At 53.0% G+C, this 22150-nt stretch carries 23 protein-coding genes and 1 riboswitch; of the genes, 17 read left to right on the top strand and 6 right to left on the bottom strand.

Annotated elements, in window-relative coordinates; genetic code table 11:
- Positions 1–32: 32 nt before the first annotated feature.
- Genes GY169_RS04415 through GY169_RS04425 form a run of 3 tightly spaced genes read left to right on the top strand, consistent with a single transcriptional unit; the run spans position 33 to position 2583 of the window.
- On the top strand, positions 33–1040 hold the full coding sequence (locus tag GY169_RS04415) for a glycine betaine ABC transporter substrate-binding protein (protein WP_163446068.1): 1008 nt from the start codon (positions 33–35) through the stop codon (positions 1038–1040).
- The gene (locus tag GY169_RS04420) at positions 1037–1807 is read left to right on the top strand and encodes an ABC transporter permease (protein WP_163446069.1); all 771 of its coding nucleotides are present in this window, start codon (positions 1037–1039) and stop codon (positions 1805–1807) included. Before GY169_RS04415 ends, GY169_RS04420 begins: the two co-directional genes overlap by 4 nt.
- Positions 1807–2583, top strand: coding sequence for an ABC transporter ATP-binding protein (locus GY169_RS04425; protein ID WP_167575075.1), 777 nt, complete (start codon positions 1807–1809; stop codon positions 2581–2583). Before GY169_RS04420 ends, GY169_RS04425 begins: the two co-directional genes overlap by 1 nt.
- 62 nt (positions 2584–2645) lie before the next feature.
- On the opposite strand, the gene xylA is transcribed toward GY169_RS04425, so the two are convergent.
- Complete coding sequence (gene xylA / locus GY169_RS04430; protein ID WP_163446071.1) at positions 2646–3965, bottom strand: xylose isomerase; 1320 nt, start codon at positions 3963–3965, stop codon at positions 2646–2648.
- 442 nt (positions 3966–4407) lie between these two features.
- Here xylA and GY169_RS04435 point away from each other — a divergent pair, with 442 nt between their 5' ends.
- The 3 genes from GY169_RS04435 to GY169_RS04445 all read left to right on the top strand — a co-directional run bounded on the left by GY169_RS04435 (position 4408) and on the right by GY169_RS04445 (position 9364).
- Positions 4408–5847 carry an MFS transporter gene (locus GY169_RS04435; protein WP_167577243.1) on the top strand — a complete coding sequence of 480 codons (1440 nt, stop codon included), beginning with the start codon at positions 4408–4410 and terminating at the stop codon, positions 5845–5847.
- A gap of 62 nt (positions 5848–5909) precedes the next feature.
- Positions 5910–7583 (top strand): glycoside hydrolase family 43 protein, encoded by a 1674-nt coding sequence (locus tag GY169_RS04440; protein WP_167575076.1) that lies wholly within the window; start codon positions 5910–5912, stop codon positions 7581–7583.
- A gap of 392 nt (positions 7584–7975) precedes the next feature.
- Positions 7976–9364: a carbohydrate porin gene (locus GY169_RS04445; RefSeq protein WP_163446073.1), complete on the top strand. Its 1389-nt coding sequence runs from the start codon at positions 7976–7978 to the stop codon at positions 9362–9364.
- 77 nt (positions 9365–9441) lie between these two features.
- Here the strand turns inward: GY169_RS04445 and GY169_RS04450 are convergent, their stop codons facing one another.
- Positions 9442–10086 carry a LysE family translocator gene (locus GY169_RS04450; RefSeq protein ID WP_167575077.1) on the bottom strand — a complete coding sequence of 215 codons (645 nt, stop codon included), beginning with the start codon at positions 10084–10086 and terminating at the stop codon, positions 9442–9444.
- 11 nt (positions 10087–10097) lie between these two features.
- Positions 10098–10850, bottom strand: coding sequence for a DeoR/GlpR family DNA-binding transcription regulator (locus GY169_RS04455; RefSeq protein ID WP_167577244.1), 753 nt, complete (start codon positions 10848–10850; stop codon positions 10098–10100).
- 102 nt (positions 10851–10952) lie between these two features.
- Between GY169_RS04455 and GY169_RS04460 the strand changes: the two genes are divergently transcribed.
- Positions 10953–11333, top strand: coding sequence for an NUDIX hydrolase (locus GY169_RS04460; RefSeq protein ID WP_167575078.1), 381 nt, complete (start codon positions 10953–10955; stop codon positions 11331–11333).
- Between the two features lie 22 nt (positions 11334–11355).
- Here the strand turns inward: GY169_RS04460 and GY169_RS04465 are convergent, their stop codons facing one another.
- Positions 11356–11718, bottom strand: a complete 363-nt coding sequence (locus GY169_RS04465) for a cupin domain-containing protein (protein WP_163446076.1) — start codon at positions 11716–11718, stop codon at positions 11356–11358.
- Between the two features lie 31 nt (positions 11719–11749).
- Positions 11750–12607, bottom strand: coding sequence for an AraC family transcriptional regulator (locus GY169_RS04470; protein WP_167575079.1), 858 nt, complete (start codon positions 12605–12607; stop codon positions 11750–11752).
- A gap of 608 nt (positions 12608–13215) precedes the next feature.
- Between GY169_RS04470 and GY169_RS04475 the strand changes: the two genes are divergently transcribed.
- From GY169_RS04475 to GY169_RS04490, 4 genes are all read left to right on the top strand, one after another.
- Positions 13216–13911, top strand: coding sequence for a porin (locus tag GY169_RS04475; protein ID WP_064542854.1), 696 nt, complete (start codon positions 13216–13218; stop codon positions 13909–13911).
- 176 nt (positions 13912–14087) lie between these two features.
- On the top strand, positions 14088–14621 hold the full coding sequence (locus GY169_RS04480; RefSeq protein ID WP_167575080.1) for a hypothetical protein: 534 nt from the start codon (positions 14088–14090) through the stop codon (positions 14619–14621).
- A 67-nt stretch (positions 14622–14688) separates the two neighbouring features.
- Positions 14689–14922, top strand: a complete 234-nt coding sequence (gene yjdI, locus GY169_RS04485; protein ID WP_064542861.1) for a 4Fe-4S mono-cluster protein YjdI — start codon at positions 14689–14691, stop codon at positions 14920–14922.
- An 11-nt stretch (positions 14923–14933) separates the two neighbouring features.
- Positions 14934–15206, top strand: coding sequence for a GNAT family N-acetyltransferase (locus GY169_RS04490; RefSeq protein WP_163446079.1), 273 nt, complete (start codon positions 14934–14936; stop codon positions 15204–15206).
- A gap of 40 nt (positions 15207–15246) precedes the next feature.
- Here GY169_RS04490 and GY169_RS04495 read toward each other — a convergent pair whose 3' ends face one another.
- Positions 15247–15858: a LysE family translocator gene (locus GY169_RS04495; protein WP_163446080.1), complete on the bottom strand. Its 612-nt coding sequence runs from the start codon at positions 15856–15858 to the stop codon at positions 15247–15249.
- Between the two features lie 138 nt (positions 15859–15996).
- Here GY169_RS04495 and GY169_RS04500 point away from each other — a divergent pair, with 138 nt between their 5' ends.
- From GY169_RS04500 to GY169_RS04525, 6 genes are all read left to right on the top strand, one after another.
- A complete protein-coding gene (locus GY169_RS04500; protein ID WP_065358244.1) occupies positions 15997–16467 on the top strand; it encodes an Lrp/AsnC family transcriptional regulator in 471 nt (156 codons plus the stop codon).
- Between the two features lie 28 nt (positions 16468–16495).
- Positions 16496–16557, top strand: a riboswitch (Fluoride riboswitch).
- 70 nt (positions 16558–16627) lie between these two features.
- Positions 16628–17947, top strand: a complete 1320-nt coding sequence (locus tag GY169_RS04505) for a voltage-gated chloride channel family protein (protein ID WP_167575081.1) — start codon at positions 16628–16630, stop codon at positions 17945–17947.
- Positions 17948–18090: 143 nt separating this feature from the next.
- Positions 18091–19437 carry an LLM class flavin-dependent oxidoreductase gene (locus tag GY169_RS04510; protein ID WP_163446082.1) on the top strand — a complete coding sequence of 449 codons (1347 nt, stop codon included), beginning with the start codon at positions 18091–18093 and terminating at the stop codon, positions 19435–19437.
- 9 nt (positions 19438–19446) lie between these two features.
- Complete coding sequence (locus GY169_RS04515; protein ID WP_167575082.1) at positions 19447–20277, top strand: ABC transporter permease; 831 nt, start codon at positions 19447–19449, stop codon at positions 20275–20277.
- A 51-nt stretch (positions 20278–20328) separates the two neighbouring features.
- Positions 20329–21300, top strand: a complete 972-nt coding sequence (locus tag GY169_RS04520) for an ABC transporter substrate-binding protein (RefSeq protein ID WP_163446084.1) — start codon at positions 20329–20331, stop codon at positions 21298–21300.
- The gene (locus tag GY169_RS04525; RefSeq protein WP_064542884.1) at positions 21300–22070 is read left to right on the top strand and encodes an ABC transporter ATP-binding protein; all 771 of its coding nucleotides are present in this window, start codon (positions 21300–21302) and stop codon (positions 22068–22070) included. The genes GY169_RS04520 and GY169_RS04525 overlap by 1 nt, the downstream gene beginning before the upstream one ends.
- The last annotated feature ends 80 nt before the right edge of the window (positions 22071–22150 follow it).

A 22150-nucleotide genomic window follows, 5' to 3' on the forward strand; every position in this document is an offset into this window, starting at 1 on the left:
GAAATAATCGGTTTCATCAAAGGAAAAATAAAATGAAAAAAAGTCTCTGCTTATTAATCGCAGCGGGTGGTTTATGGGCAAATATGAGTTTTGCCGAGACGCCGGCTGAGGTCCGTGTCGCTTATAGCGGCGGTTCGCAGGTATTAATGTTGGCAAAAGCCGACGGCTCTCTGGATAAAGCGCTAAACAGCAAAGTTAAATGGGTGCAATTTGCATCGGGCGCCGATGCGTTGAATTATTTTGCCAGCAATGCCATTGATATTGCTAATTTCGGGTCCAGTCCTGCCACGGCGGGTATCGTGCGTAAATTACCGGTCGAGATTATTGGCGTGTCGGGCGTGATTGCCAGCTACGAGCGACTGATTGGCAAAGATGGCATTGTGAAAATCAATGATATCGAAGGTAAGCGTGTGGCTTATCCGCCAAACTCAACGGCACAGTACGCCCTTGAAGCCGCAATTAGCGTGAACAAGCTGGATCGCAGCAAAATTACGCTGCTGCCGCTGCGTCCGGCTGAGATGGTGGCGGCCTGGAAACGTGGCGATATTGATGCTGGCTACGTCTGGGCGCCATTTGCCCAGGAGCTGGAGGCATCGGGCGGGCATCAGGTCTTTGCGACCAAAGATCTGCAGAAAGACGGCTATCTGATCTACAACAACTACGTCGTACGCAAAGCCTTTGCGGAACAATATCCAGAAGCGGTCACCGCCTTCCTGCGCGTGCACCAGCAGAAAGTCGATGAGTTCAGGAAAGATCCGGAACGCGCCGCGGCGATTGTGGCTAAAGAGGTTGGCGCGCCTGTCACTACCGCAGCAAATACGCTCGGCGGGCTGGAATACCCGACGCTTGCCCAGCAGGGCACCGCCGACTGGCTGGGTAACGGTACACACACCTCCGACAGCGGCATTGGCAAAGCGTTGAGTAAAACCTCCAGTTTTCTCGCGGGCATCGGCGAGATTCGCCAGCGTGATATTCCCGCCAACTGGGATAACGCGATCCAGTCTCGCTACATTCGTGATGCGGCGGTGGCGGCACAATGAGATTGAGTCAGCATATCGCCATCAGCGTGCTGTCGGTGGCGGTTTTCTTTATCGTCTGGCAGGTGGCGGCGACGCGACAGTGGGTTGATCCCTTGCTGCTGCCGTCGCTCACCGACATCGGGCTGACCACCGAAGAGCTGCTGGCAGACGGCTACCGTCAGGTGCCGCTGTGGGAGCATATCGCGGTGAGCCTGGCGCGCGCCCTCAGCGCGTTTTCGGTGGCCATTATTATCGGGATACCGCTGGGTCTCCTGATGGGTTTGTCGGAGGGTTTATCGGCAGTGCTTAACCCTTTTGTTCAGTTTCTGCGTCCGCTGCCCAAAATCGCGCTTATCCCGCTGGCGGTGGTCTGGTTGGGCATTGGCGAAGCATCCAAATTTTTCCTGATTTTTATTGCCACGTTTTTGAGCGTCGTGGTGGGCGCGTCGGCGGCCGTTGAGCGCATTGGCCGCTCGCGTATTCGTGTGGCGCAGACTCTCGGGGCATCTCGCTGGCAGATTTTTCTGCGCGTGGTGTTGCCGGATGCGCTACCGGATCTTTTCACCACCGTCAGGCTTTCGATTGGTATTGGCTGGACGTCGTTGATTGCGGCGGAAATGGTCGCGGCCAGTTCGGGGCTGGGCTGGATGGTTATTAACGCCAGCTCTTATCTGCGCACCGATATCGTCATGCTCGGTATTTTGCTGCTGGGTGGCATCGGTTATTTGCTGGATCTCTTACTGCTGGGGCTACAACGTCTGACGGTGCCCTGGGCGGGGAAAGAATAATGAGTGCAATCACTCTCGAAAATGTGTCGCTCGCTTTTGCGGCGAAACCACAGCCGTTTACGGTGCTGGAAGATATCAGTCTGACCCTGACGCGCGGCGAGTTTGTTGTGCTGCTCGGGCCGTCCGGCTGCGGAAAATCCACCATTCTGAACCTGGTCGCCGGGTTCAATAAATCGGATAGCGGACGGGTGGCGGCAGGGGGCAAAACGGTGCGGCAGCCGGGGCCGGATCGCGGAATGATTTTCCAGCAGCCCAATCTGTTTCCCTGGCTGTCGGTGCTGGACAACGTCACCTTTGGCCCGCGGCTGGGAAAACATCGCAAGGACGAAACCAACGCTCAGGCGAAGGCGTGGCTGGAACGCGTGGGGCTGAAAGGGTTCGAGAATCACGCGCCCTGGCAGCTTTCCGGTGGTATGAAACAGCGCGTGGCGCTGGCACGCGCCTGGCTTCCCGGCCCGGAAGTGCTGCTGCTTGATGAGCCGTTTGGCGCGCTGGACGCGCAAACCCGGCTGATGATGCAAGAGTTGCTGCGTGAGGCCTGGTTGTCCACCGGCACCACGCTGCTTTTCGTCACCCACGATGTGGAAGAGGCGTTGTTTCTTGCCGATCGCATCCTGATCATGTCGGCAAAACCAGGAAAGATTGTCGATGAGATCGTTCTGCCCTTTGGGCGGGAGCGGGATATTGAAACGTTGGCTGAACACCCTGCCTACAGCGAGATCAAACACCACGTTCTGCATCGGGTCCGGCTCGAGGCAAAGCGGCACCTGGGCTAAACGTCGGGAATGAATCAACTCCTTTTGAGCAAATGCCCCCGCAGGGGCATTTAAAACAAGATTTAGTCAAAGAGGTAAGCGTTAACGAGGTTTTCGAGCTGTTCCTGATGCCCACTTTGATGCTGAGGGTTAAGATTATGCTGCTCGGCATAGTGGGCAAGCTGCGCTAGCGACAGTCGTCCTTGCATAATTTGTTGACCCAGTTCGCCATTCCAGCCTGCATAGCGTTTTTCAAGGCGCTTATTGAGCGCGCCATCTTCAAGCATACGAGCGGCTTTCTTCAGCGACAGCGCCATCACATCCATTGCGCCAATGTGGCCATAGAACATATCGTATTTATCGGTGCTTTGACGACGCACTTTGGCATCAAAGTTCAGACCGCCAGTCGTAAACCCGCCAGCTTTGAGGATCTCATACATCACCAGCGTGTTCTCTTCAACGCTGTTCGGGAACTGGTCGGTATCCCAGCCGAGCTGCGCATCGCCGCGGTTGGCATCCACGGAACCGAAGATATCCAGGGCAATCGCACTGGCAATTTCATGCTGGAAGGTATGCCCTGCAAGGGTCGCGTGGTTGGCTTCGATGTTGACTTTAATCTCTTTTTCCAGACCAAACTGCTTCAGGAATCCATATACCGTGGCGACATCATAGTCGTATTGATGCTTAGTCGGCTCCTGCGGTTTCGGTTCGATCAGCAGCGCGCCACGGAAACCGATTTTATGTTTGTGTTCAACGACCATCTGCAGGAAACGGCCAATTTGCTCGCGCTCCTGGCGCAAATCCGTATTCAGAAGCGATTCATAACCTTCGCGGCCGCCCCACAGAACATAGTTTTCACCGCCCAGTTTCTGGGTTGCGTTCATGGCGGTAACGACCTGGGTTGCTGCCCAGGAGAACACTTCAGGATCCGGGTTGGTTGCCGCACCGGCGCCGTAACGGGGGTGGGTAAAGCAGTTGGCGGTTCCCCACAGTAATTTCATTCCGGTTTCTTGCTGTTTTTGCGCCAGTACATCGGTCATTACGGCAAAGTTATTCAGATATTCCTTCAACGATGCGCCTTCTGGCGAGACGTCGACATCATGGAAGCAGTAATACGGCACATTGAGTTTGTGGAAGAATTCAAAAGCAACGTCGGCTTTCATTTTTGCCAGCGCGAGCGCATCGCCAGCCTGCTGCCAGGGTTGTTCAAAAGAGCCCTTGCCAAACATATCCGCGCCATTCCAGCAGAAGTTATGCCAATAACAGGCGGCAAAGCGCAGATGTTCTTCCATTCGTTTACCCAGCACGATTTCATCCGGATTGTAATGACGAAAAGCGAGTGGATTGGTTGTTTTAGGTCCTTCAAAACGTACACGATCGAGCTGATCGAAATAATTTTGCATAATGAACTCCATAATTCAGAAAGCGAAAAGTCAATCACTGTGGCTATCCTGTATTTTCCATCGCTCCTTGATCAATTACGGAATTTCATTCGCAGATTAGGAGATTGCCCAAACGTGATAAATATCACAAAAGTATTGTTATATATTCATGGCGATGATGTGTATATGAAAGCCTATTTTGGGGAGAGCTTCCGCTAACAAACGTTGGAAGAAAACGATGACTTTGTAGGCTCTATGCGCCTTGCGCAGGCGTTGCGGGGGTTGAAAAGGCCATATTGTTGCTACGTGTACGTAAGAAATATGTGTTTTAATGATCACAAAAGTAAAAAAACGTAACCAGTTAATATAAAAACGCAATAGATTGTCGGCGGTGACCTGTGCCAAAAAGTGTTTCACATTCACAAATGAAATCGGAGACCTGATTGGAATGCGTAAAAATATAATTCAAAATCGGCATGACGAATATCACAAATTAACACGGGGTGAGCGTATTGGTTATGGGATGGGTGACTTTGCGCAGAACCTTGTATTCGGTACGATTGGCGGTTTTCTCGCGCTACACATGCTGACGGTAAATACCATTAGTACGGCAACGGCAGGATTTATATTTCTTTTTGTTCGTATCGTTAACGTTTTTTGGGATCCGATGGTCGGAACCTATGTTGATAAAAGAAGTTCAGCAGCGGGTAAATATCGCCCATGGCTTTTAAGAGCCGGTATTCCGCTTGTTATTCTTTCCGCATTGCTGTTCGCCCCTATCCCTGGGGTTCGGGGTTCTGTTCCTTTTGCATTTATTATTTATTTAGCGCTGGACCTGGTGTATTCAGTGGTTAATATTCCTTATGGTTCTCTTAACGCCTCGTTGACGCGAGATCCGGAGTCTATTGATAAACTCACCAGTACCCGCATGATGCTGGCAAACAGCGCTAACCTGCTTGTTTATACGATGTTCCCGATGTTTGTACAAATGGCGTCACCCAAAGACAGAAGCCTCAAAGACACGGGTTTTTTTGGTCTTGAACTTAATATGGGTAACTATACCGATCCATCCGCGAATTATGCATGGTTTGGCGTATACTCCATTTATATGATAATTGGCGCTGTGGCACTTTTCGTCTGCTACAAATTCACTAAAGAGCGTGTTGTCGCGACGGCGGAACAAACCGCTAACGTGAAAACGACCGATCTCTTCCTTGAGCTGAAAAATAACCGACCTCTGGTCATTCTCGGTCTGTTCTTCATGCTGGCCTTTACCTTTATGTTCTTTATGAACACGGTCAATGGTTTCTTTAATCAGTTTGTTGTTGGTCATTCAGAATGGATGGGCGCAATTGGTCTTGTCGCCTCAATTCCCGGTATTATCTTCCCTATTTTCTGGTCCAGACTGAAGCGCATTTTTGGTAAAAAAGGGTTCTTCCACCTTTTCCTTGGCATGTTTATCGTCGGTGAATTATTGACCTACGTTTGGTCACGTGAAGGAATGCATGATGCGCTTTGGCTGGCTTACATCGCGACATTTATCAAACAATGGGGCTTAACTTCGGCCACGGGTTTCATGTGGGCACTGGTTCCTGAAGTGATTGCGTATGGCGAATTAAAATCAGGGAAGCGCAACGCCGCAATTATTAATGCGATTATGGGCCTGTTCTTCAAGATTGGTTTTACGATTGGCGGCGCGATTCCATTGTGGATACTGGCGGCATATGGCTTTAGCGAAACCGGTGCCCAACAAAGTGCCAGTGCTATCGATGGCATTATTATGACAGCCGTGTGGATCCCTATTATTTTGGCGATTGTGTCGATGATCATTATTCAGCTTTACCCTATCTCAGACAAAAATGTCACCGAGATCAACCGTCAGCTTGATGAGATACGGGTATAGTTTAAAAAATTATTCGATTTGTGAAAGATTTAAAATAAATAATTATAGAAAGGTAGAATGATATGGCCATTATTCAAAACCCTGTATTACCTGGATTCAATGCGGATCCCAGCATTATCCGCGTTGGTGAAACCTACTATATTGCCAACTCTACATTTGAGTGGTTCCCTGGCGTTCGCTTACACGAGTCAAAGGATCTGCAAAACTGGAATCTGCTTCCCAGTCCGTTATCGACAACCACGCTTTTGGATATGAAGGGCAACCCTTCATCCGGTGGGATTTGGGCTCCGGCGCTCTCTTATGCTGATGGCAAATTCTGGCTAGTGTATACGGATGTGAAAATCACAGAAGGCGCCTTTAAAGACATGACCAACTACCTGACCACCGCGACGGATATCCGTGGCCCATGGTCAGACCCCATTAAACTGAATGGCGTTGGTTTTGATGCTTCACTGTTCCATGATAATGATGGGCGCAAATATATTGTTCAACAAACCTGGGATCACCGTGAATATCACCATCCATTCAATGGCATTACGTTAACGGAGCTTGACACCAGGACCTTAAAATTAAAACCAGAAACCGCGCGAACGCTCTATCGCGGTACCGCTGTGGCACTGGTTGAAGGGCCACATCTCTATAAGCGAGACGGCTATTACTATCTTTTCGCCGCTCAGGGCGGGACGGTGTTTACCCATCAGGAAGTGGTTGCCCGTTCAAAAACGCTGGATGCCCACAGTTTTGAAACTGCGCCTGGCGAGGTGTTCATCACTAACGTCGATACACCAGACAGTTACATTCAAAAGCAAGGGCATGGCGCTTTGGTTTCAACACCTGGTGGTGAATGGTACTACGCCTCGCTCTGCGCCCGTCCGTGGAATCGCCCTGGTGAGTCGATTTACGACCCGCGCGGCTGGTCAACGCTGGGCAGAGAGACATCGATTCAAAAAGTGTACTGGGATGAAGAAGGCTGGCCGCGTGTCGAAGGGGGGCACGGTGGAAAAACCTTCGTTGAAGGGCCAAAGGATGCCATTTACACCGAAAGCGCCAAAGATCATAGCCAGTATGATGCCTTTACCTCATCGACGCTCGATCACAACTGGAATACGCTTCGCGTTCCGTTTAACGAAAAGATGGGCACGACCGGCGAGGGTAAATTGACATTAATAGGTCAGGGCTCGTTAGCCAATACCCATGACCTGTCGCTTATCGCCCGACGCTGGCAAGCCTTCTATTTTGATGCGCAAGTTAAGGTTAAATTTAATCCATTTAGCTATCAACAGATGGCTGGGTTAACAAACTACTACAACGATCGTCATTGGAGTTTTGTTTTCATCACCTGGAATGAAATTAATGGCTCGGTCATTGAAGTTGGTGAGAATAACCGTGGAAAATATACATCTTATTTAAAAGATGATGCGATCAACATTCCGGAAGGTACTGAGTATGTCTGGTTCCGCACGAAAGTTCGGAAACAAATCTATAGCTATGAATATAGCTTTGACGGTACTCATTTCACTGAAATTCCTGTCACATTAGATGCTGCAATACTGTCAGACGATTACGTCCTGCAAAGCTATGGCGGGTTCTTTACCGGAGCCTTCGTTGGCCTGGCAGCCGTCGACTATTCTGGTTATGAAGTCAGTGCTGATTTTTATGATTTCTCCTATCAGGAATTGGGTGACACGTTAACCTCCGCGGGTATTTATAGCTGGGAGGCTAGCGAACGACGCTGAGCTTAACGGCAGATTAGTGAATGTAAATTGTTCACTGATAGTCTTGTGTAAGAGGCGGTAGCTGATACAGCGACCGCCTCGCACCAGGATGCGATAGATAGCGCCAGCACATTGCCAGGCGTGACGATGAAATACCGCAAGTTGTATTTTCCCTTATGGTCGAAATATCGAAATGACATCAGTCATTTGGTTAATACGCGTAGTGTCATAATAGATTATTTGTCTATGGCTAAATTTTAATTATCCAGAATATGGAGGATTTATTACGTCATTTATTTAAACTTACCTCTGCATAAACAAAAATAAAATCAGCTTGTTTTGGTGGCGTCTTTTTATATTTACACCAGAACGGGATGGTTATTGTCTGAGAATATAATTAATTTGAGATAACCATGAAAACTGTAAAAAAACTTCCTTTAGCTATGGCGGTTATTGCCGCACTTTGCCCTCTTTCCTCTGTAATGGCACAAGAATTTACTCAGGAACAAATCGACGCCATTGTGGCCAAAGCCGTCGATAAAGCACTGGCGGATCGTCAGGCCAAAATGGACGCCGCCGCCGCGAAGAAGGTGGATCTGGAGACCAACCCACAGACCGCAGCAGCGACGCCGGATATGGCGGTACCGTTCGGCCTGAAGTTCAGTGGCTACGCCCGCTACGGCGCGCATTTCCAGGCGGGCGATCAGAAATACGTCGGCGTGGATGGCTCTTATAACGGCGCCTCGGCGATCGGTCGTCTGGGTAACGAAGGCAACGGCGGCGAATTCCAGCTCACCAAGGCCTTTAAGAGCGAAAAAGGCGCGATCTGGGATATCAACGTAATGTTCGACCACTGGAGCGACGAAGTGAACCTGAAAAAGGCCTACGTCGGCGTGACCAACGTGCTCGAATCCAACCCGAACGCCTATATCTGGGCCGGTCGTGACTTCCACCAGCGTCCGCAACAGGGTATCAACGACTACTTCTGGATGAACCACGACGGCCAGGGTGCCGGGGTGAAAAACTTTGATATTGGCGGCGTGCAGTTCGACGTGGCCACGGTGGCTCAGGTGAAATCCTGTAGTCCGGAAGTGATGGCCGATGAGTCGAACCCGTCGCGCATCACCTGTACCGGTAACTCCGACACCGGTGATGACGGCCACTACGCGCTGACCACCAAAACCCACAACATCAAAGCGGGCCCAATCGATGTTGAGGTGTACGCCAACTACGGCTTCGACTCCAAAGCGGTGGATAACGACAAGCAGCTTGATGCCTGGCAGGGCGGCCTGCTGTTAAGCCACACCAACAGCGATGACAGCGGCGTGAACAAGGTTATCCTGCGCTACTCCGATAACTCGGATAACAGCGTGTTCAACAAAACCGACGGTCTGACGGCTATCTACGCCAGCTTCGAGGGTAACTACAAGTTCACCCAGCAGGCGCAGGTGGAATACCTGCTGGCGTTCCACGATTACGACAACAGCAAAGACAAAACCGACAACCGTAAAAACTACGGCGCGATTGTACGTCCGATGTACTTCTGGAACGACGTGCACTCGACGTGGCTGGAAGCGGGTTACCAGCGTGTGGATTACGACCAGGGCGGAGATAACCACGGCTGGAAGCTGACGCTGTCGCAGAACATCGCGATTGGTATGGGCCCGGAATTCCGTCCGATGCTGCGCTTCTACGTGACCGGCGGTCAGGTCGACAACAAGCGCACGGCGAAGGTGAACGGTACCGACGACCAGCAGCTGGATTCACTGAACTTCGGCGGCATGTTTGAGGCGTGGTTCTAAGCGAGCGTGAAAAAATCGCTTTGCCTGGAGCAGCCGGGAAACCGGCTGCTCTGTTTATTGGGTTGCCGCGGGCACGACTAGCGTCGCGTCAGCGCCAGCCGAATTCCCAGGCCAATAAACGCCGTGCCGACCACGCGATCCAACACCTTTTGCAGCGTCTGGTTACGCGAGACCGCGCCGGCGGCGCTACCGGCCAGAATGGCAAACGTGGCGTCGGTCATAAAACCAACCAGCGCATAGGCCATACCGAGGATCAGAAACGAAACGGCATGATGCTCGCCGTTCGGCATCACGAACTGCGGGAAGAAGGAGATAAAGAACAAAATCACCTTCGGATTGGTGAGGGTGGTAATAAACCCTTTTGACAGCAGGCCGCCGGTATTGGCCCTGTTTCGCTCCACCACCGGTTCATCGCCCTGTGCCGATTTCCGGCTAAATGTTCCCAGAATCATCTTCCCACCCAGATACATCAGGTATACCGCGCCGACGTACTTCACCACGGTGAACAGCAGCGGTGAGGCGGTGATCAACGCCGTTAATCCCACGGCGCTGGCGACCGCATGGGTGCAGCTACCGAGCGCGACGCCTGCGGCGGAAATCAGCCCAGCGCGGCGACCGTTTGCCACGCTCTGGCCGACGACATAGGCCATATCGGGCCCCGGCGTGATGGAGAGCAGGAACACGGAGAGAATGAACAGCCCAAAATGGGTGATATCCAGCATGATGACCTCGGTTAGTGGATAAGGGTAACGCCGCTGCGGGCAAGCGCATCGGTGAGCGGTTGATCCAGTATACCGTCGACGATCAGCGTGCTGGCGAGGCTGAGCTCGCCGATGGCGAAAGCGGAGGCGGCGTTAATTTTCTCATGAGAGGCCATGACCACGGTTTCCGAGGCTCGTTCGCTCAGCAGACGTTTCACTCCTGCCTCTTCAAAATTTCCGGTCGTAAACCCGGCGCTGTGATGCACTCCAGTGACGCCCATAAAGTACAGATCGGCGTTGATTCGGCTGGCTGCTTCGGTCATCGCCGTCCCGGTCGTGACCACCGAGTGCTTGAACAGCGTGCCGCCGAGCAGGATGACATCAATTAACGGATAGTCGACCAGACCGACGGCGATGTTTGGGCTGTGGGTCACCACGGTGAACGGCATATCGACTGGCAGCAGCTTGATCATCTCAGAGGTGGTTGTCCCCCCGTCAACGATCACCACCTGGCCCGGGCAGATTAATGCCGCTGCTTTTTGCGCGATCGTTTTCTTTGCGTCAATTTGCACGCTTTTTCTTGCTTCGAACGGGGCGATAGCGGCTGAAACCGGCAGCGCGCCGCCGTGGACGCGCTGGAGCAATCCCGCCGCCGCAAGTTCGCGTAAATCCCGGCGAATTGAGTCTTCCGAGACGTTGAAGTGCTGGCTTAACTCGGTAGAGTGCACCTGTTTATCCCGAGCCAGAATCTCAAGGATGTGCTGTTTTCGCTGGCTGGCTAGCATCATTTTCTCTATGCGTGTTTGATCTTGAATGTGCACGATTATGCATGATAGGTTGTGCGCTGTCACCTGTTACCCAAAACAACAACCTATGTGGAGCATAAGATGCAAAGTATGATCATATTGATTGCAGGTCCAGTGCGAAGTGGCACCAACGGCGATGAACGGTTGATGCATGAAAACCTGGCCCGCATGGAGCAGACGGCGCTGGCGGTGTATCAGCGAGGGCATATCCCGGTGATTGGCGAGTGGCTGGCATTTCCGCTCTCGGCGGCGGCGGGGTCGCAGAAAATTGGCGATGCCATCAGCGAAGCGTTTCTTTACCCTGTGGCTCATCGACTGTTGACGCGTTGTGATGCGGTGCTGCGCATTGAAGGCGCGTCTAACGGTGCGGATAATGATGTCAGGGTCGCGAATGAGCTTGGGCTGGCAGTGTATTACTCACTGGATGAGGTCCCCGTGAAGACGAAGCAGGCGGAGGCGTAACTCCGCCTGACGGGCGAAAAGATTAGATCCAGACGTCGTTGACGGCGGTGCGCGCGCCGCCCTCATGGCCGGTATTGAGTACGCCGCGCGGCTCAATAAGCAGCAGATGCGCTTCGTGTACGGCTGCCGTTTTGTGCTCAATACCCCGTGGAACAACGAACATTTCGCCCGCCTGAACTTCAACAATACGATCGCGGAACGCTATTTCCAGCGTGCCCGCGAGGACGACGATCGTTTCGTCGGTTTCCGGGTGCGCATGCCAGATAAAATCGCCCTGGATTTTTACTACCTTGAATTGATAGTCGTTCATTTCAGCGACCACTTTGGGTTGCCAGTGCTCGCTGAACTGAGCAAGTTTTGACACAAAATTAACGGGCTTCTGCATGAGTGAGTCTCCTGTAACAAGAGAACCCAGCTTATAAAGCGGCAGGTGGCGCGTATTGTACGTTTGTGCAGGTAGGGGACGAGAGGCCGTGGAGCTTTAGCCAGCGCCCCGGAGACAGCCCGATACACGCATTGAAGTGGCGAATCATATGACTTTGATCGGTAAAACCGGCCTGGATCGCGCTATCCGCCATGCTGAATCCGGCCAGGAGCAACTGCTTGCAGTAGCTGATGCGCCGCAGGATAACGTAGCGATGAGGGCTGGTACCGTACAGGGCGCGGAAGTCACGGCTCAGCGCCCAACGCTCGCGACCGCTGGCGGCGGTGAGTTCTTCAGAAGAGATGCTGCGGTAAAAGAATTCGTGGATATAGTCTCTGGCCCGTTCGGCGGCCGGATAATCGAAGGCGCGACGATGAAAGCGCAGCCCCCCCACCGCTGACAGCGCGTGCGCAAGACCGTAGAGCGCTTCATCTTCTTCCAACGGCTGTAGCGGAGCATCAACGGCGCAGAGTAAAGGCGTGGCGGCGGCCAGCAGTCGCGGATCGGCGGATATCCCCCCTTTGATATAGGGTAATGACTGGCCGCCCAGGATGGACTGAATCAGCGACGGCTCAACATAGAGCATGCGATAGCGGAAACCCTCTTCGGTTCCCGCTTCGCCGTCGTGAAGCTCATCAGGGTGTAGTACGAGGGTTGAGCCGGGAAGGCCGTGTCGCATGCTGCCGCGATAACGGAAGCTCTGCACGCCAGACAGCGTGCGGCCAATGGCATAGGTATCGTGACGATGCGGCTGATAGCCATGCCCCCTGAAGTAAGCTTCAATAATCTCAATGCGCGATGGCGCGGTGGCCCGGCGAAGCCAGTCCTGGGTTGCGATGTTGTTTTTCATGCAGGAGTCCGCAGTTGGGCTGGCTGACGGAAGTGCTCTCGTGTTACCTGCCTCTCTTGTTTATCGACAGAATATCACCGTCCAGCGGCTAACGTAGCATTGATGATGGTGCTCCCGTTGTTGCATGTCACACAGTCCCATTGGTCCGGAATGTATACAAATGATCGGTGAAAATGAATTTCCTGGAGACGGATTTTTGTGCGCAAATTCGCTCGAAAAAAGTTCCGTTAGTCACGCCAATATTGTGAAGAAAATGTATCAAATACGATTTTATGACTAGGTTAATTCTTAGTCTTTATATTGTTGACGGTGTAAATTATTGCCTTAAAATAAGTAACAAGCGTAATTATGTTTTCTTATAGCATTGATATTTAACAAATAATTTTGTTTTATAAAGTTATGTCAGCTAAGTGTAAATTATTCTTTTGTGTGATCCATAGCTGTATTTCCCATTCGTCAAGCGGTGTTTTCTTGACCCCTGTCACGTCCTTTCATTTCGTAGGCTTATGAAATAAATCTTTACGATCTCGATCACTAAAATATCTTTCGTAAAAAAATAAAATGCAATTCCATAAAAATGAAACACAATTCCAATTGAGGGTTATTGCATGTTTAAAAAATCTCTGGTCCTGATGGCATTATGTGGCGCCTCTTTCGCAGCATCCGCAGTTACTGTCGATCTCCGTCATGAATTTATTGACGGCGGTAAAACTGATAAAACAAACGCTGACCGCGTTTCTGTCTCTCACCGTTTTGCAAACGGCTTTGGTTTCTCCGTTGAAGCAAAATGGAAATCAGGTGGTAACAACACCGATCAACCGTTCTCTGACTTCGTTGGTAACGGTCATGAAGAATCTATTAGCTACCAATACAAATTTAATAAAAACTTCTCCATTCAGCCTGGCTTTAATATTGAAAGTAACGACAGCCGTTCTATTTATAAGCCGAACCTGCGCGTTCAATATAGCTTCGACAACGGCTTCTACGTAGCCGCGCGTTATCGTTATGACTACACCCGTTATCCGTCAAATGCCAATAAAGACGATGACAAAGTTAACCGTGGTGATGCATGGGCTGGTTACGTGTTCGGTGACTGGCGTACCGAGCTGAACTACGTCTATGCACGTAGCTCAGAAGGCAATGCACGTAACAACAACAAGCCATATTCTCAGGAATATAACGTGAAAGTGGCATATAAAATCGACAAAAACTGGGCTCCGTATGGCGAAGTGGGTAATGTAGGCGTCAACGATCGTGATGACCGCCAGACCCGTTTCCGTGTGGGTGTCGCTTACTCCTTCTAATTGCCTCCTGCTTTAGTGAAACCCCCGGCGAAGCTGGCCGGGGTTCTCTACTTTTCCCTGCAAACCTTGCCACACCTTATTTGTACTCCGCCTGAATAATTTAATTAATGTTAAAGCGCAGTTGTGTCGCTATTACCCCACGTCTTTCGTATTCACATCATCGAAGAGGTTCGTGTATGGACAGCGCTATCGTCGTAGTATTACTTCTCATCGTCTGTTTCCTGATTCTGGGGGGCGGATGGTTTCTCATCATGCGCACAGAAATGAAAATAGAAAAAAAGATGCATACTGAATTCGAGTTAAAAAGAGAAGAGGAAAAACAGCAAAAGATACTACAAAAATATGAGGAGTTGCTGGCGATGGAAATTGAGTGGCACACCCAGCGGCTGGCCAGCATCAGTTTTTTTATTGCTAAATTAAAGAAAAAGCAGGATGCCGAATATCGTAGTACGCAGCCCAGCATTAATGGTGATAACACGCAGCTTCATTCGAAAATAAAGGCGCTGATCTTCATTTACTTCCCGCATCTGCAGGATGATTACGCCAAGCTTTGCAAGCTGGCGGATTGCACGGTCTATTTTGATTATCTGTACGGGCGTTCAAACGACGGCACTCGCGTGTTGCGCGACCTGTCCGACAAAATGCAGAAGTTCGCTGCCCAATCTACCGAGTTCCAGAACCGAATCCGTAACGAGGTCACGGTGAAATGAGTGGCGGTCTCCATCGCCCCAGGTCTATGCTTAGCCTCGAACCCATATAAAAAATAGAGGCAATGTCATGGATAAGGAACTACAGGATGCGGGCTATCGCGTCTATACCGGGGAAAAGATTGATGTCTATTTCAACACCGACATCTGCCAGCACTCCGGCAATTGCGTCAGAGGCAGCAGCAAGCTGTTTAACCTGAAGCGGAAACCGTGGATTATCCCGGATGAAGTGGACGTTGCCACGGTGGTGCGGGTGATCGATACCTGCCCAAGCGGGGCGCTGAAATACCGTCATCATGACTAAGCGAGGGTGCGATGGAGATTCTGGAAGGGCATAACAAGTTTTATGTGAATGATGCAAACGGCAACCAGGTGGCGGAAATCGTCTTTGTGCCGACCGGCGAGCATTTGAGCATTATTGAGCACACCGATGTCGACCCCAGCCTGAAAGGGCAGGGGGTCGGGAAACAGCTGGTGGCGAAGGTGGTGGAAAAGATGCGCCAGGAACAACGAAAAGTGATTCCTCTGTGCCCGTTTGCCAAGCATGAGTTTGATAAGACTCGCGAATACGACGATATTCGCGCCTGACCTTTTTGCGCCAGCGCAGGCTGGCGCGATTTCCTCGCTTTTAGCGGAGCTGTTCAATGATCAGCATCGCCGCGATAGCCACCATCAATCCTCCGGATATCCGGCTGACGACCCGCGCGGCCTGTGGACGGCTGGTGAGTAGCGCACGTGAACCGTAACCTACCAGCAGATAGATGAGCGTACAGGTCAGCAGATGCATCAGCCCCAGCGCCGACATTTGCAGTGCCAGCGGCCACTGACCGTGTGGATCGGTAAATTGCGGCAGCAGCGCCAGAAACAACAGAAAAACCTTGGGATTCAGGCCGCTGATGCACAGCCCTTTCAGCACCCACCGATTCCAGCCGCCGCTCTGCTGGCTGGCGCTGGAGACAGTTGCCGGGTGGCGCAGCAGGGAAATGCCTAACCACAATAAATAGAACGCGCCCAGTAGCGTGATAGCCGACAGCGCCAGCGGATGCCCGGCAATCAGTACGCCAACGCCCGCGACCACCACGATGGTCGCCAGCAGATGCCCGGACATCAGCCCGGCTACCGCCGGAACAATACGCCGGCCGTGGATTCCGGCGCTGATGGTGTAGGCCCAATCGGCCCCTGGCGTCATGATCAGCAAAAACGACACCAGCCAGAAACCGGCCACTAAGCTCATCTCCATGACCCACATTCTCCATTATTTTTCATTGCGTTATCCCCGAAAACCCTGACCCGATATCGAGAAAGAATATCGTTATTTCCGCGCAATGGGCTTTCAATGTTATGCTGGAATTCCGCGCGCAGAGAGAGAATCTTCTAAATGGATAGCATTGATCGAAAAATTCTTGCTGAACTACAGGCGGATGGCCGTTTATCTATCACCGAGCTGGCTGAACGGGTAAACCTGAGCCTCTCGCCGTGCCATCGACGCCTGCGGGCGCTGGAGCAGGAGGGGGTGATTACCGGCTATCGCGCCAACCTTGATCCAGGCAAGATGGGCTTCAATTTTGTGGCGCTGGTGTTTGCGACGCTTAAAGAGGGTGATCGCAAAGCGGTTAGCGCCTTTGAGGAGGCGGTGGAAGAGATCCCGCAGATCGTGCTGGCCCAGCGGCTGTTTGGCGACCCCGACTATTTAATGCAGGTGGTCACGCGCGATCTCTCGTCGTTCCAGAAGCTCTACGACCAAAAGCTCTCGGCCATGCCGGGCGTACAGCACCTGCGCTCGACGCTGGTGATGAAAACCGTCGTGCAGGATCGCGCTTTCCCGCTGGAGACGCTGAAAGAGAAATAGTTGGCTGAAACGTTTCATGTGTTAAAGTAGGGCGACAGGGGATGGCATTCCCCCTTGAACCGCCGTGTGGCTGATGATGCCTGTTTTTATTCCTGGACCGGGAATGAACAGGCACACCTCTACCGCGTCCAGGATGATCAATTCATCTAAGGATGCGTCCATGATTTCTGAACACTTCGCGCGTAAAAATACGCTTTTCTTTCTTTTACAGTGGCTGCTGCTGGCGACAGTGATTGCTGTGTTGGCCGGTTCCGCCTCCGCGCTCTTCCTCTTTTCACTCGATTGGGCAACTGCGACGCGCATCACGCATCATTGGCTGATCTGGCTGCTGCCGTTTGCCGGTTTTGCCGTCGGCTGGCTCTACCTGCGCTTTGGCCGCTCGGTAGAGGGCGGGAATAACCTGATCCTTGAAGAGGTACATCGCCCGGCGAACACCATTCCTCTGCGGATGGCGCCGTTGGTGTATATCGGTACCGTCGTTTCGCATCTGTTTGGTGCGTCGGTTGGGCGTGAAGGCACTGCGGTGCAAATGGGCGCTTCTATCGCTGACCAGTTTACCTCGTTGCTCAAGCTCAATAACGACGCGCGCCGAATGGTGTTGATGGCGGGGGTCAGCGCTGGCTTCTCCTCGGTATTCGGCACGCCGCTTGCCGGCGCTATTTTCGGTCTTGAGGTGATGGCGATTGGCCGCATGCACTACACCGCCGTTTTCCCCTGCCTGCTGGCGGCGGTGGTGGCTGACCTGGTGGGGCTAATGTGGGGTGTACACCATACCCACTACGCAATGTCGTTGATTCCGTCACTCTCCTTGTGGACGCTGGGGGCGGTGATGGCTGCTGGCTGCTGTTTTGGCCTGGCGGCGCGCGTCTTTGCTGATGTCACGCACCTGATTGGCGGTGTGATGAAAAAATACGTGGCGTATGCGCCGCTACGTCCGTTTATCGGCGGGGTTATTGTGGCATTGGCGGTCTATCTGTTGCAGGGGGATCGTTATATTGGTCTTGGTATTCCGGTGATTGTTGATGCTTTTCAGCACCCCCTGGCACCGTGGGACTTTCTCGGCAAGCTGGCTTTTACCGTCATGTCGCTGGGCAGCGGTTTTAAAGGCGGTGAGGTGACGCCTTTATTCTATGTCGGGGCCACGCTGGGTAACGCGTTGGCGCCGCTGCTACATCTTCCGTTCGCTTTCCTGGCTGGCCTGGGCTTTGTTGCTGTCTTTGCCGGGGCCGCCAACACGCCGATCGCCTCGACGTTGATGGCGATTGAGCTGTTTGGCGCGGAGATTGGCGTGTATGCCGCGATGGCCTGCGTGGTCGCCTGGCTGGTCTCCGGCTATAGCGGAATCTATCGTTCTCAGCGGGTTGCTTGTCTGAAGCATCGGGTGGTGCCCGTCGGGATCACACTGGCGGAACTTCCGGCCTGGCAGCGTAAAAATTCGCGCCCGCAGCCTCCAGTGGATGAAGCGAAAGCAGATAGCTAATAACGTATTGTTGTAACGGAGTGGAATTCTTATTGCGAAAATGTAAATAACGAACTCAATATTTGTTATTTCAGAATGGCTGCGCATTCTGGCTATCTTGGTTCCAGCCCAACTATCCGGCATCGAATCAGGAGAAAACCAGAATGAGCAGACAAATCAAATTAGGTGCTTTTCTTCCCGGCGGCGGCCAGCATATTGCGGCATGGCGTCATCCGGATCAGCCTGCCGACGGCGCAACCAGTTTTGAATTCCACAAACAGCTGGCGCAAACCGCCGAACGCGGGCTGTTTGATGCTTACTTCCTGGCCGATGGCCTGGCGATTCCGGCTTCTGGCGTGACCGATGGCGGCACCGCCAAGGTGGCCGGTTTTGAACCGGTGACGCTGTTTTCCGCGCTGGCCCCGCTGACCAACAATATCGGCTTTATCGCGACTGCCTCGACCACTTATGAAGAGCCGTACAACCTGGCGCGCAAGTTTGCCTCGCTGGATTTAATCTCCGGCGGCCGTGCAGGCTGGAACGTCGTGACCACGGCGACGGAGGCTGCGGCGCATAACTTCAACCTCGATACTCAGCATCCGCACGAATATCGCTATCAGCGGGCGAAAGAGCACGTTGAAGTGGTCAAAAAGCTGTGGGACAGCTTCGAGGATGACGCGTTCCTTCGTGATAAAGCCTCCGGCCAGTTCTTTGATCGCAATAAAGTGCACGACACGAATCACGTCGGCAAATTCTTTAAAGTTCGCGGGCCACTGAATGTGCCGCGTTCTCCTCAGGGCCAGCCGGTGATCGTGCAGGCCGGGCAATCTGAAAGCGGACGTGCGCTGGCAGCTGCCACCGCCGAAGTCATTTTCACCTCACACCAGCATCTGGAGACGGCGCAGGCCTTCTATCGCGATATTAAATCTCGCGCCAGAGCAGCAGGCCGCAACCCGGATCACGTGCTGATCATGCCCGGTGTCGCGCCGTTTATTGGCCGTACCGAAGAAGAGGCCAAAGAGAAATACCACAAGCTGACTTCGCTTATCGTCGAAGCCGACGGCATTGCGCTACTGAACGGCCTGGCCGGTGGGGGGATCGACCTGGGTAAATTCGATCCTGATGGCCCGCTGCCGCCGCTGCCGGTGACCGAAGGGATGAAATCGCGCCCGGAACTGATCCGCCAGATCGCCGATGAAAACAATTTCACCATTCGCCAACTCTACCAGTGGGTTGCGACCGCGCGCGGGCACTTTACCGTGGTGGGAAGCGCGGAGCAGGTGGCCGACACGCTGCAGGCGTGGTTTGAGAACGAGGCCGCAGACGGTTTCAACGTGCTGCCGCCGTGGCTGCCGGGCGGGCTGGATGACTTTATCGAGCTGGTGGTGCCTATTCTGCAAAAACGCGGCCTGTTCCGTACCCAGTATGAAGGCAAAACGCTGCGCGAAAACCTGGGGCTGCCGTTTGCCGATAACCGCTACAGCGCCGCGCGCAATGCCAAAGTGGCTTGAGGAGGATCTATGTTCTATTCCACCACCCGAATTCGCCTGAAGGCTCGCCAGACAACCGCGCCCGCCTACCGGCAATGGTATCAGCGCAGCCTGTCGCTGATTGCTCGCTACGGCCTGCTGGTGCTGTTTTTTGCCGGCTGGCAAATCGCCAGCACCGCAGGCTGGCTTAACGCAGCGGTGATCCCGCCGCTGGATAAAATCTTTGCCGCGCTGTGGAACGGTATTACTCAGGGCGCACTGCTGGGTGACATCACCATCAGTTTACAGCGCGCCGGGTTAGCCTTTGCCGCCGCTATCGTGGTGGGGATTCCGCTGGGGCTGTTTATGGGACAAATACGCCCGCTGGAGCAGGCGCTGGATCCTATCTTACAGCTCTTCCGCCAGACCTCGGCGCTGGCGCTGTATCCCATCTTTATCCTGCTGCTGGGCCTGGGCGAAACGTCAAAAGTGTTCGTTATCTTTTGGGCGGCGCTGTTCCCGATTCTGCTGTCGACCATTAGCGGTGTGAAAGAGGTGGATGGCAAGCTGCTGGAGATGGCGCGGACCTTCGGCGCCGGACGACTGACGCTGTTTTACCGGGTGATTGTTCCTGCCTCGGTGCCGTCCATCTTTGTTGGGCTGCGTCTTTCCGCGACGACCGCGCTGCTGCTGCTGATTGCCGCAGAAATGATTGGCGCGAATCAGGGGATCGGTTTCCGGGTGATGAATGCGCAATATAACTTCCAAATACCGATGATGTTCGCGGCGATATTCCTGCTGGCGTTTGCCGGGCTATTAGCGAACGCCATTCTGGTCCTGTTGCAGCGTCGTCTGTGTCGCTGGAACTCACGTAACCAATAATTTTGCACGTTATTTTGCGTTTTTAAATTAAGCCTGATGGGAATTTCAATAATGAAAAAACAGATCTCTTTTGTGTGGGTGGCGATACTTTTCCTCTTTGGCATCAGCACATCAGTGCGGGCTCAGGAAGCGGTCACGATGCGCTATATGGCGAGCTACGGCGGTATTTCCGCCCACGAATTAGCCGACGCGCTGGGTTATTTTAAGGATACCGGGGTGTCGATCAAAAATGCCGGTTATGCCAGCGGTGGCCCGGAGTCTTTATTTGCGCTGGCGTCGAACAGCATTGATATCGGTTCTGCAGCTACGCCTGCGGTGATTAACGCCATTGCTAACGGTAACGATTTTGTCGCCGCTTACCCTACCAACGGTATTAACGAGACCACCAAATCTATCTTCTACGTGAAGGAAGATAGCCCGATTAAATCGATCAAAGATTTAGCCGGAAAAAGCGTGGCGGTGAATACCCTGGGAGCGCACCTGGATTACACGTTGCGCGAGGCGCTGCGTCAGGCCCATCTGCCGGAAAACGCGGCGAAACCGGTGGTCGTGCCGGGCCCGCAGCTGGAACAAACTTTACGCTCTGGTCAGGTCGACGTTGCGGCATTTGGCTACTGGCAAACCACTTTTGAAGGGTCGGCGCGCAGCCACGGCGGCCTGCGTCCAATCTTCAACGATGCCGACGTACTCGGGCCGATTGCCGGCGGCTTCACGGTGCTGCGTGCTGACTTCGTTAAGCAGCACCCTGATGCGGCGCGCATCTTCGTGGTGGAGTCGGCGCGTGCCCTGGACTACGCTCGCGACAATCCGGAAAAAGTGCGCGAAATTATGGCCAAAATCCTTAAGGAACGCGGTGAGAACCCGGAGGTCGCGAAATACTTTACCGGCTACGGCGTGCGTAAAGGCGGCCAGTCCGAACCACACGACGTGCAGTTCTGGCTGGATATCCTCGAGCGTGATGGCGTGCTGAAAAAAGGTCAGCTCAAAGCCTCTAATATTTTGCTGAAAACAGAAGGTGTGTGATGACTGCGACACTTCAGACGCCACGCGGCGATATTTCGATTCGTAGCTTACGCAAAACGTTCTCGCTGGAAGGTAAACCGTTCGACGTTTTCCGCGACCTCAACTTACAGATTGAGAGCGGGCAGAGCATTGCCATCGTTGGGCCGAGCGGCTGCGGGAAAACCACGCTGCTGCGTATTCTGGCGGGGCTGGAAACGCCGGATGCGGGCGACGTGGTGATTGACGGTCAGGCGGTGCATGGCATGAGCCGCGAGCGCGCGGTGATTTTCCAGGAGCCACGCCTGCTGCCATGGCTGACGGTGCTGGAGAATGTCAGCTTCAGCCTCGACGTACAGGGCGTGCCGCGCAAGCAGGCCAGAGCGCGGGCGAAAGAGGCGATTGAGCTGGTGGGCCTCAGCCACTGCGAGCAGGCGCTACCGAACCAGCTTTCCGGCGGCATGGCTCAGCGGGTGGGAATTGCCCGCGCCCTGACCATTCAGCCAGAAATTCTGCTGCTGGATGAACCGCTGGGCGCGCTGGATGCGATGACTAAAATCACCATGCAGGAAGAACTGGTCCGTATTCGTGATGCGGAAAAGATGACGATGGTGCTGGTGACGCACGATCTGGAAGAGGCGATTTATCTCGCTGACCGGGTGCTGATTCTGCCGAAAATTAAGGGCGACCCGATTCGCACTATTGAAGTTTCGCTGCCACGCCCGCGCGAACGTAGCAGCACAGAGTTCGTCGTCCTGCGTCAGCAATTAATGGCTGAGTTTGGTCTGCATTAATTATTGTTTGTAATATGCGTGGCTTAATTTAATTTCCGCGCAAACTGTAAGGCTGCTTTTTTTAATTAAAAAAAGCAGCC

The sequence above is a fragment of the Kluyvera genomosp. 3 genome (assembly GCF_011765685.1).
GTDB classification, from domain to species: domain Bacteria; phylum Pseudomonadota; class Gammaproteobacteria; order Enterobacterales; family Enterobacteriaceae; genus Kluyvera; species Kluyvera georgiana_A.

Bases quoted from the DNA above. Each gene is read 5' to 3' on its own strand.
- GY169_RS04495 (WP_163446080.1), bottom strand. From the start codon at position 15,858: ATGGAGATGAGCTTAGTGGCCGGTTTCTGGCTGGTGTCGTTTTTGCTG.
- GY169_RS04515 (WP_167575082.1), top strand. From the start codon at position 19,447: ATGTTCTATTCCACCACCCGAATTCGCCTGAAGGCTCGCCAGACAACC.
- GY169_RS04490 (WP_163446079.1), top strand. From the start codon at position 14,934: ATGGAGATTCTGGAAGGGCATAACAAGTTTTATGTGAATGATGCAAAC.
- GY169_RS04420 (WP_163446069.1), top strand. From the start codon at position 1,037: ATGAGATTGAGTCAGCATATCGCCATCAGCGTGCTGTCGGTGGCGGTT.
- GY169_RS04455 (WP_167577244.1), bottom strand. From the start codon at position 10,850: ATGCTAGCCAGCCAGCGAAAACAGCACATCCTTGAGATTCTGGCTCGG.
- GY169_RS04440 (WP_167575076.1), top strand. From the start codon at position 5,910: ATGGCCATTATTCAAAACCCTGTATTACCTGGATTCAATGCGGATCCC.
- GY169_RS04450 (WP_167575077.1), bottom strand. From the start codon at position 10,086: ATGCTGGATATCACCCATTTTGGGCTGTTCATTCTCTCCGTGTTCCTG.
- GY169_RS04465 (WP_163446076.1), bottom strand. From the start codon at position 11,718: ATGCAGAAGCCCGTTAATTTTGTGTCAAAACTTGCTCAGTTCAGCGAG.
- GY169_RS04425 (WP_167575075.1), top strand. From the start codon at position 1,807: ATGAGTGCAATCACTCTCGAAAATGTGTCGCTCGCTTTTGCGGCGAAA.
- GY169_RS04460 (WP_167575078.1), top strand. From the start codon at position 10,953: ATGCAAAGTATGATCATATTGATTGCAGGTCCAGTGCGAAGTGGCACC.
- yjdI (WP_064542861.1), top strand. From the start codon at position 14,689: ATGGATAAGGAACTACAGGATGCGGGCTATCGCGTCTATACCGGGGAA.
- GY169_RS04415 (WP_163446068.1), top strand. From the start codon at position 33: ATGAAAAAAAGTCTCTGCTTATTAATCGCAGCGGGTGGTTTATGGGCA.
- GY169_RS04445 (WP_163446073.1), top strand. From the start codon at position 7,976: ATGAAAACTGTAAAAAAACTTCCTTTAGCTATGGCGGTTATTGCCGCA.
- GY169_RS04510 (WP_163446082.1), top strand. From the start codon at position 18,091: ATGAGCAGACAAATCAAATTAGGTGCTTTTCTTCCCGGCGGCGGCCAG.
- GY169_RS04475 (WP_064542854.1), top strand. From the start codon at position 13,216: ATGTTTAAAAAATCTCTGGTCCTGATGGCATTATGTGGCGCCTCTTTC.
- GY169_RS04500 (WP_065358244.1), top strand. From the start codon at position 15,997: ATGGATAGCATTGATCGAAAAATTCTTGCTGAACTACAGGCGGATGGC.
- GY169_RS04520 (WP_163446084.1), top strand. From the start codon at position 20,329: ATGAAAAAACAGATCTCTTTTGTGTGGGTGGCGATACTTTTCCTCTTT.
- GY169_RS04525 (WP_064542884.1), top strand. From the start codon at position 21,300: ATGACTGCGACACTTCAGACGCCACGCGGCGATATTTCGATTCGTAGC.
- GY169_RS04480 (WP_167575080.1), top strand. From the start codon at position 14,088: ATGGACAGCGCTATCGTCGTAGTATTACTTCTCATCGTCTGTTTCCTG.
- xylA (WP_163446071.1), bottom strand. From the start codon at position 3,965: ATGCAAAATTATTTCGATCAGCTCGATCGTGTACGTTTTGAAGGACCT.
- GY169_RS04505 (WP_167575081.1), top strand. From the start codon at position 16,628: ATGATTTCTGAACACTTCGCGCGTAAAAATACGCTTTTCTTTCTTTTA.
- GY169_RS04470 (WP_167575079.1), bottom strand. From the start codon at position 12,607: ATGAAAAACAACATCGCAACCCAGGACTGGCTTCGCCGGGCCACCGCG.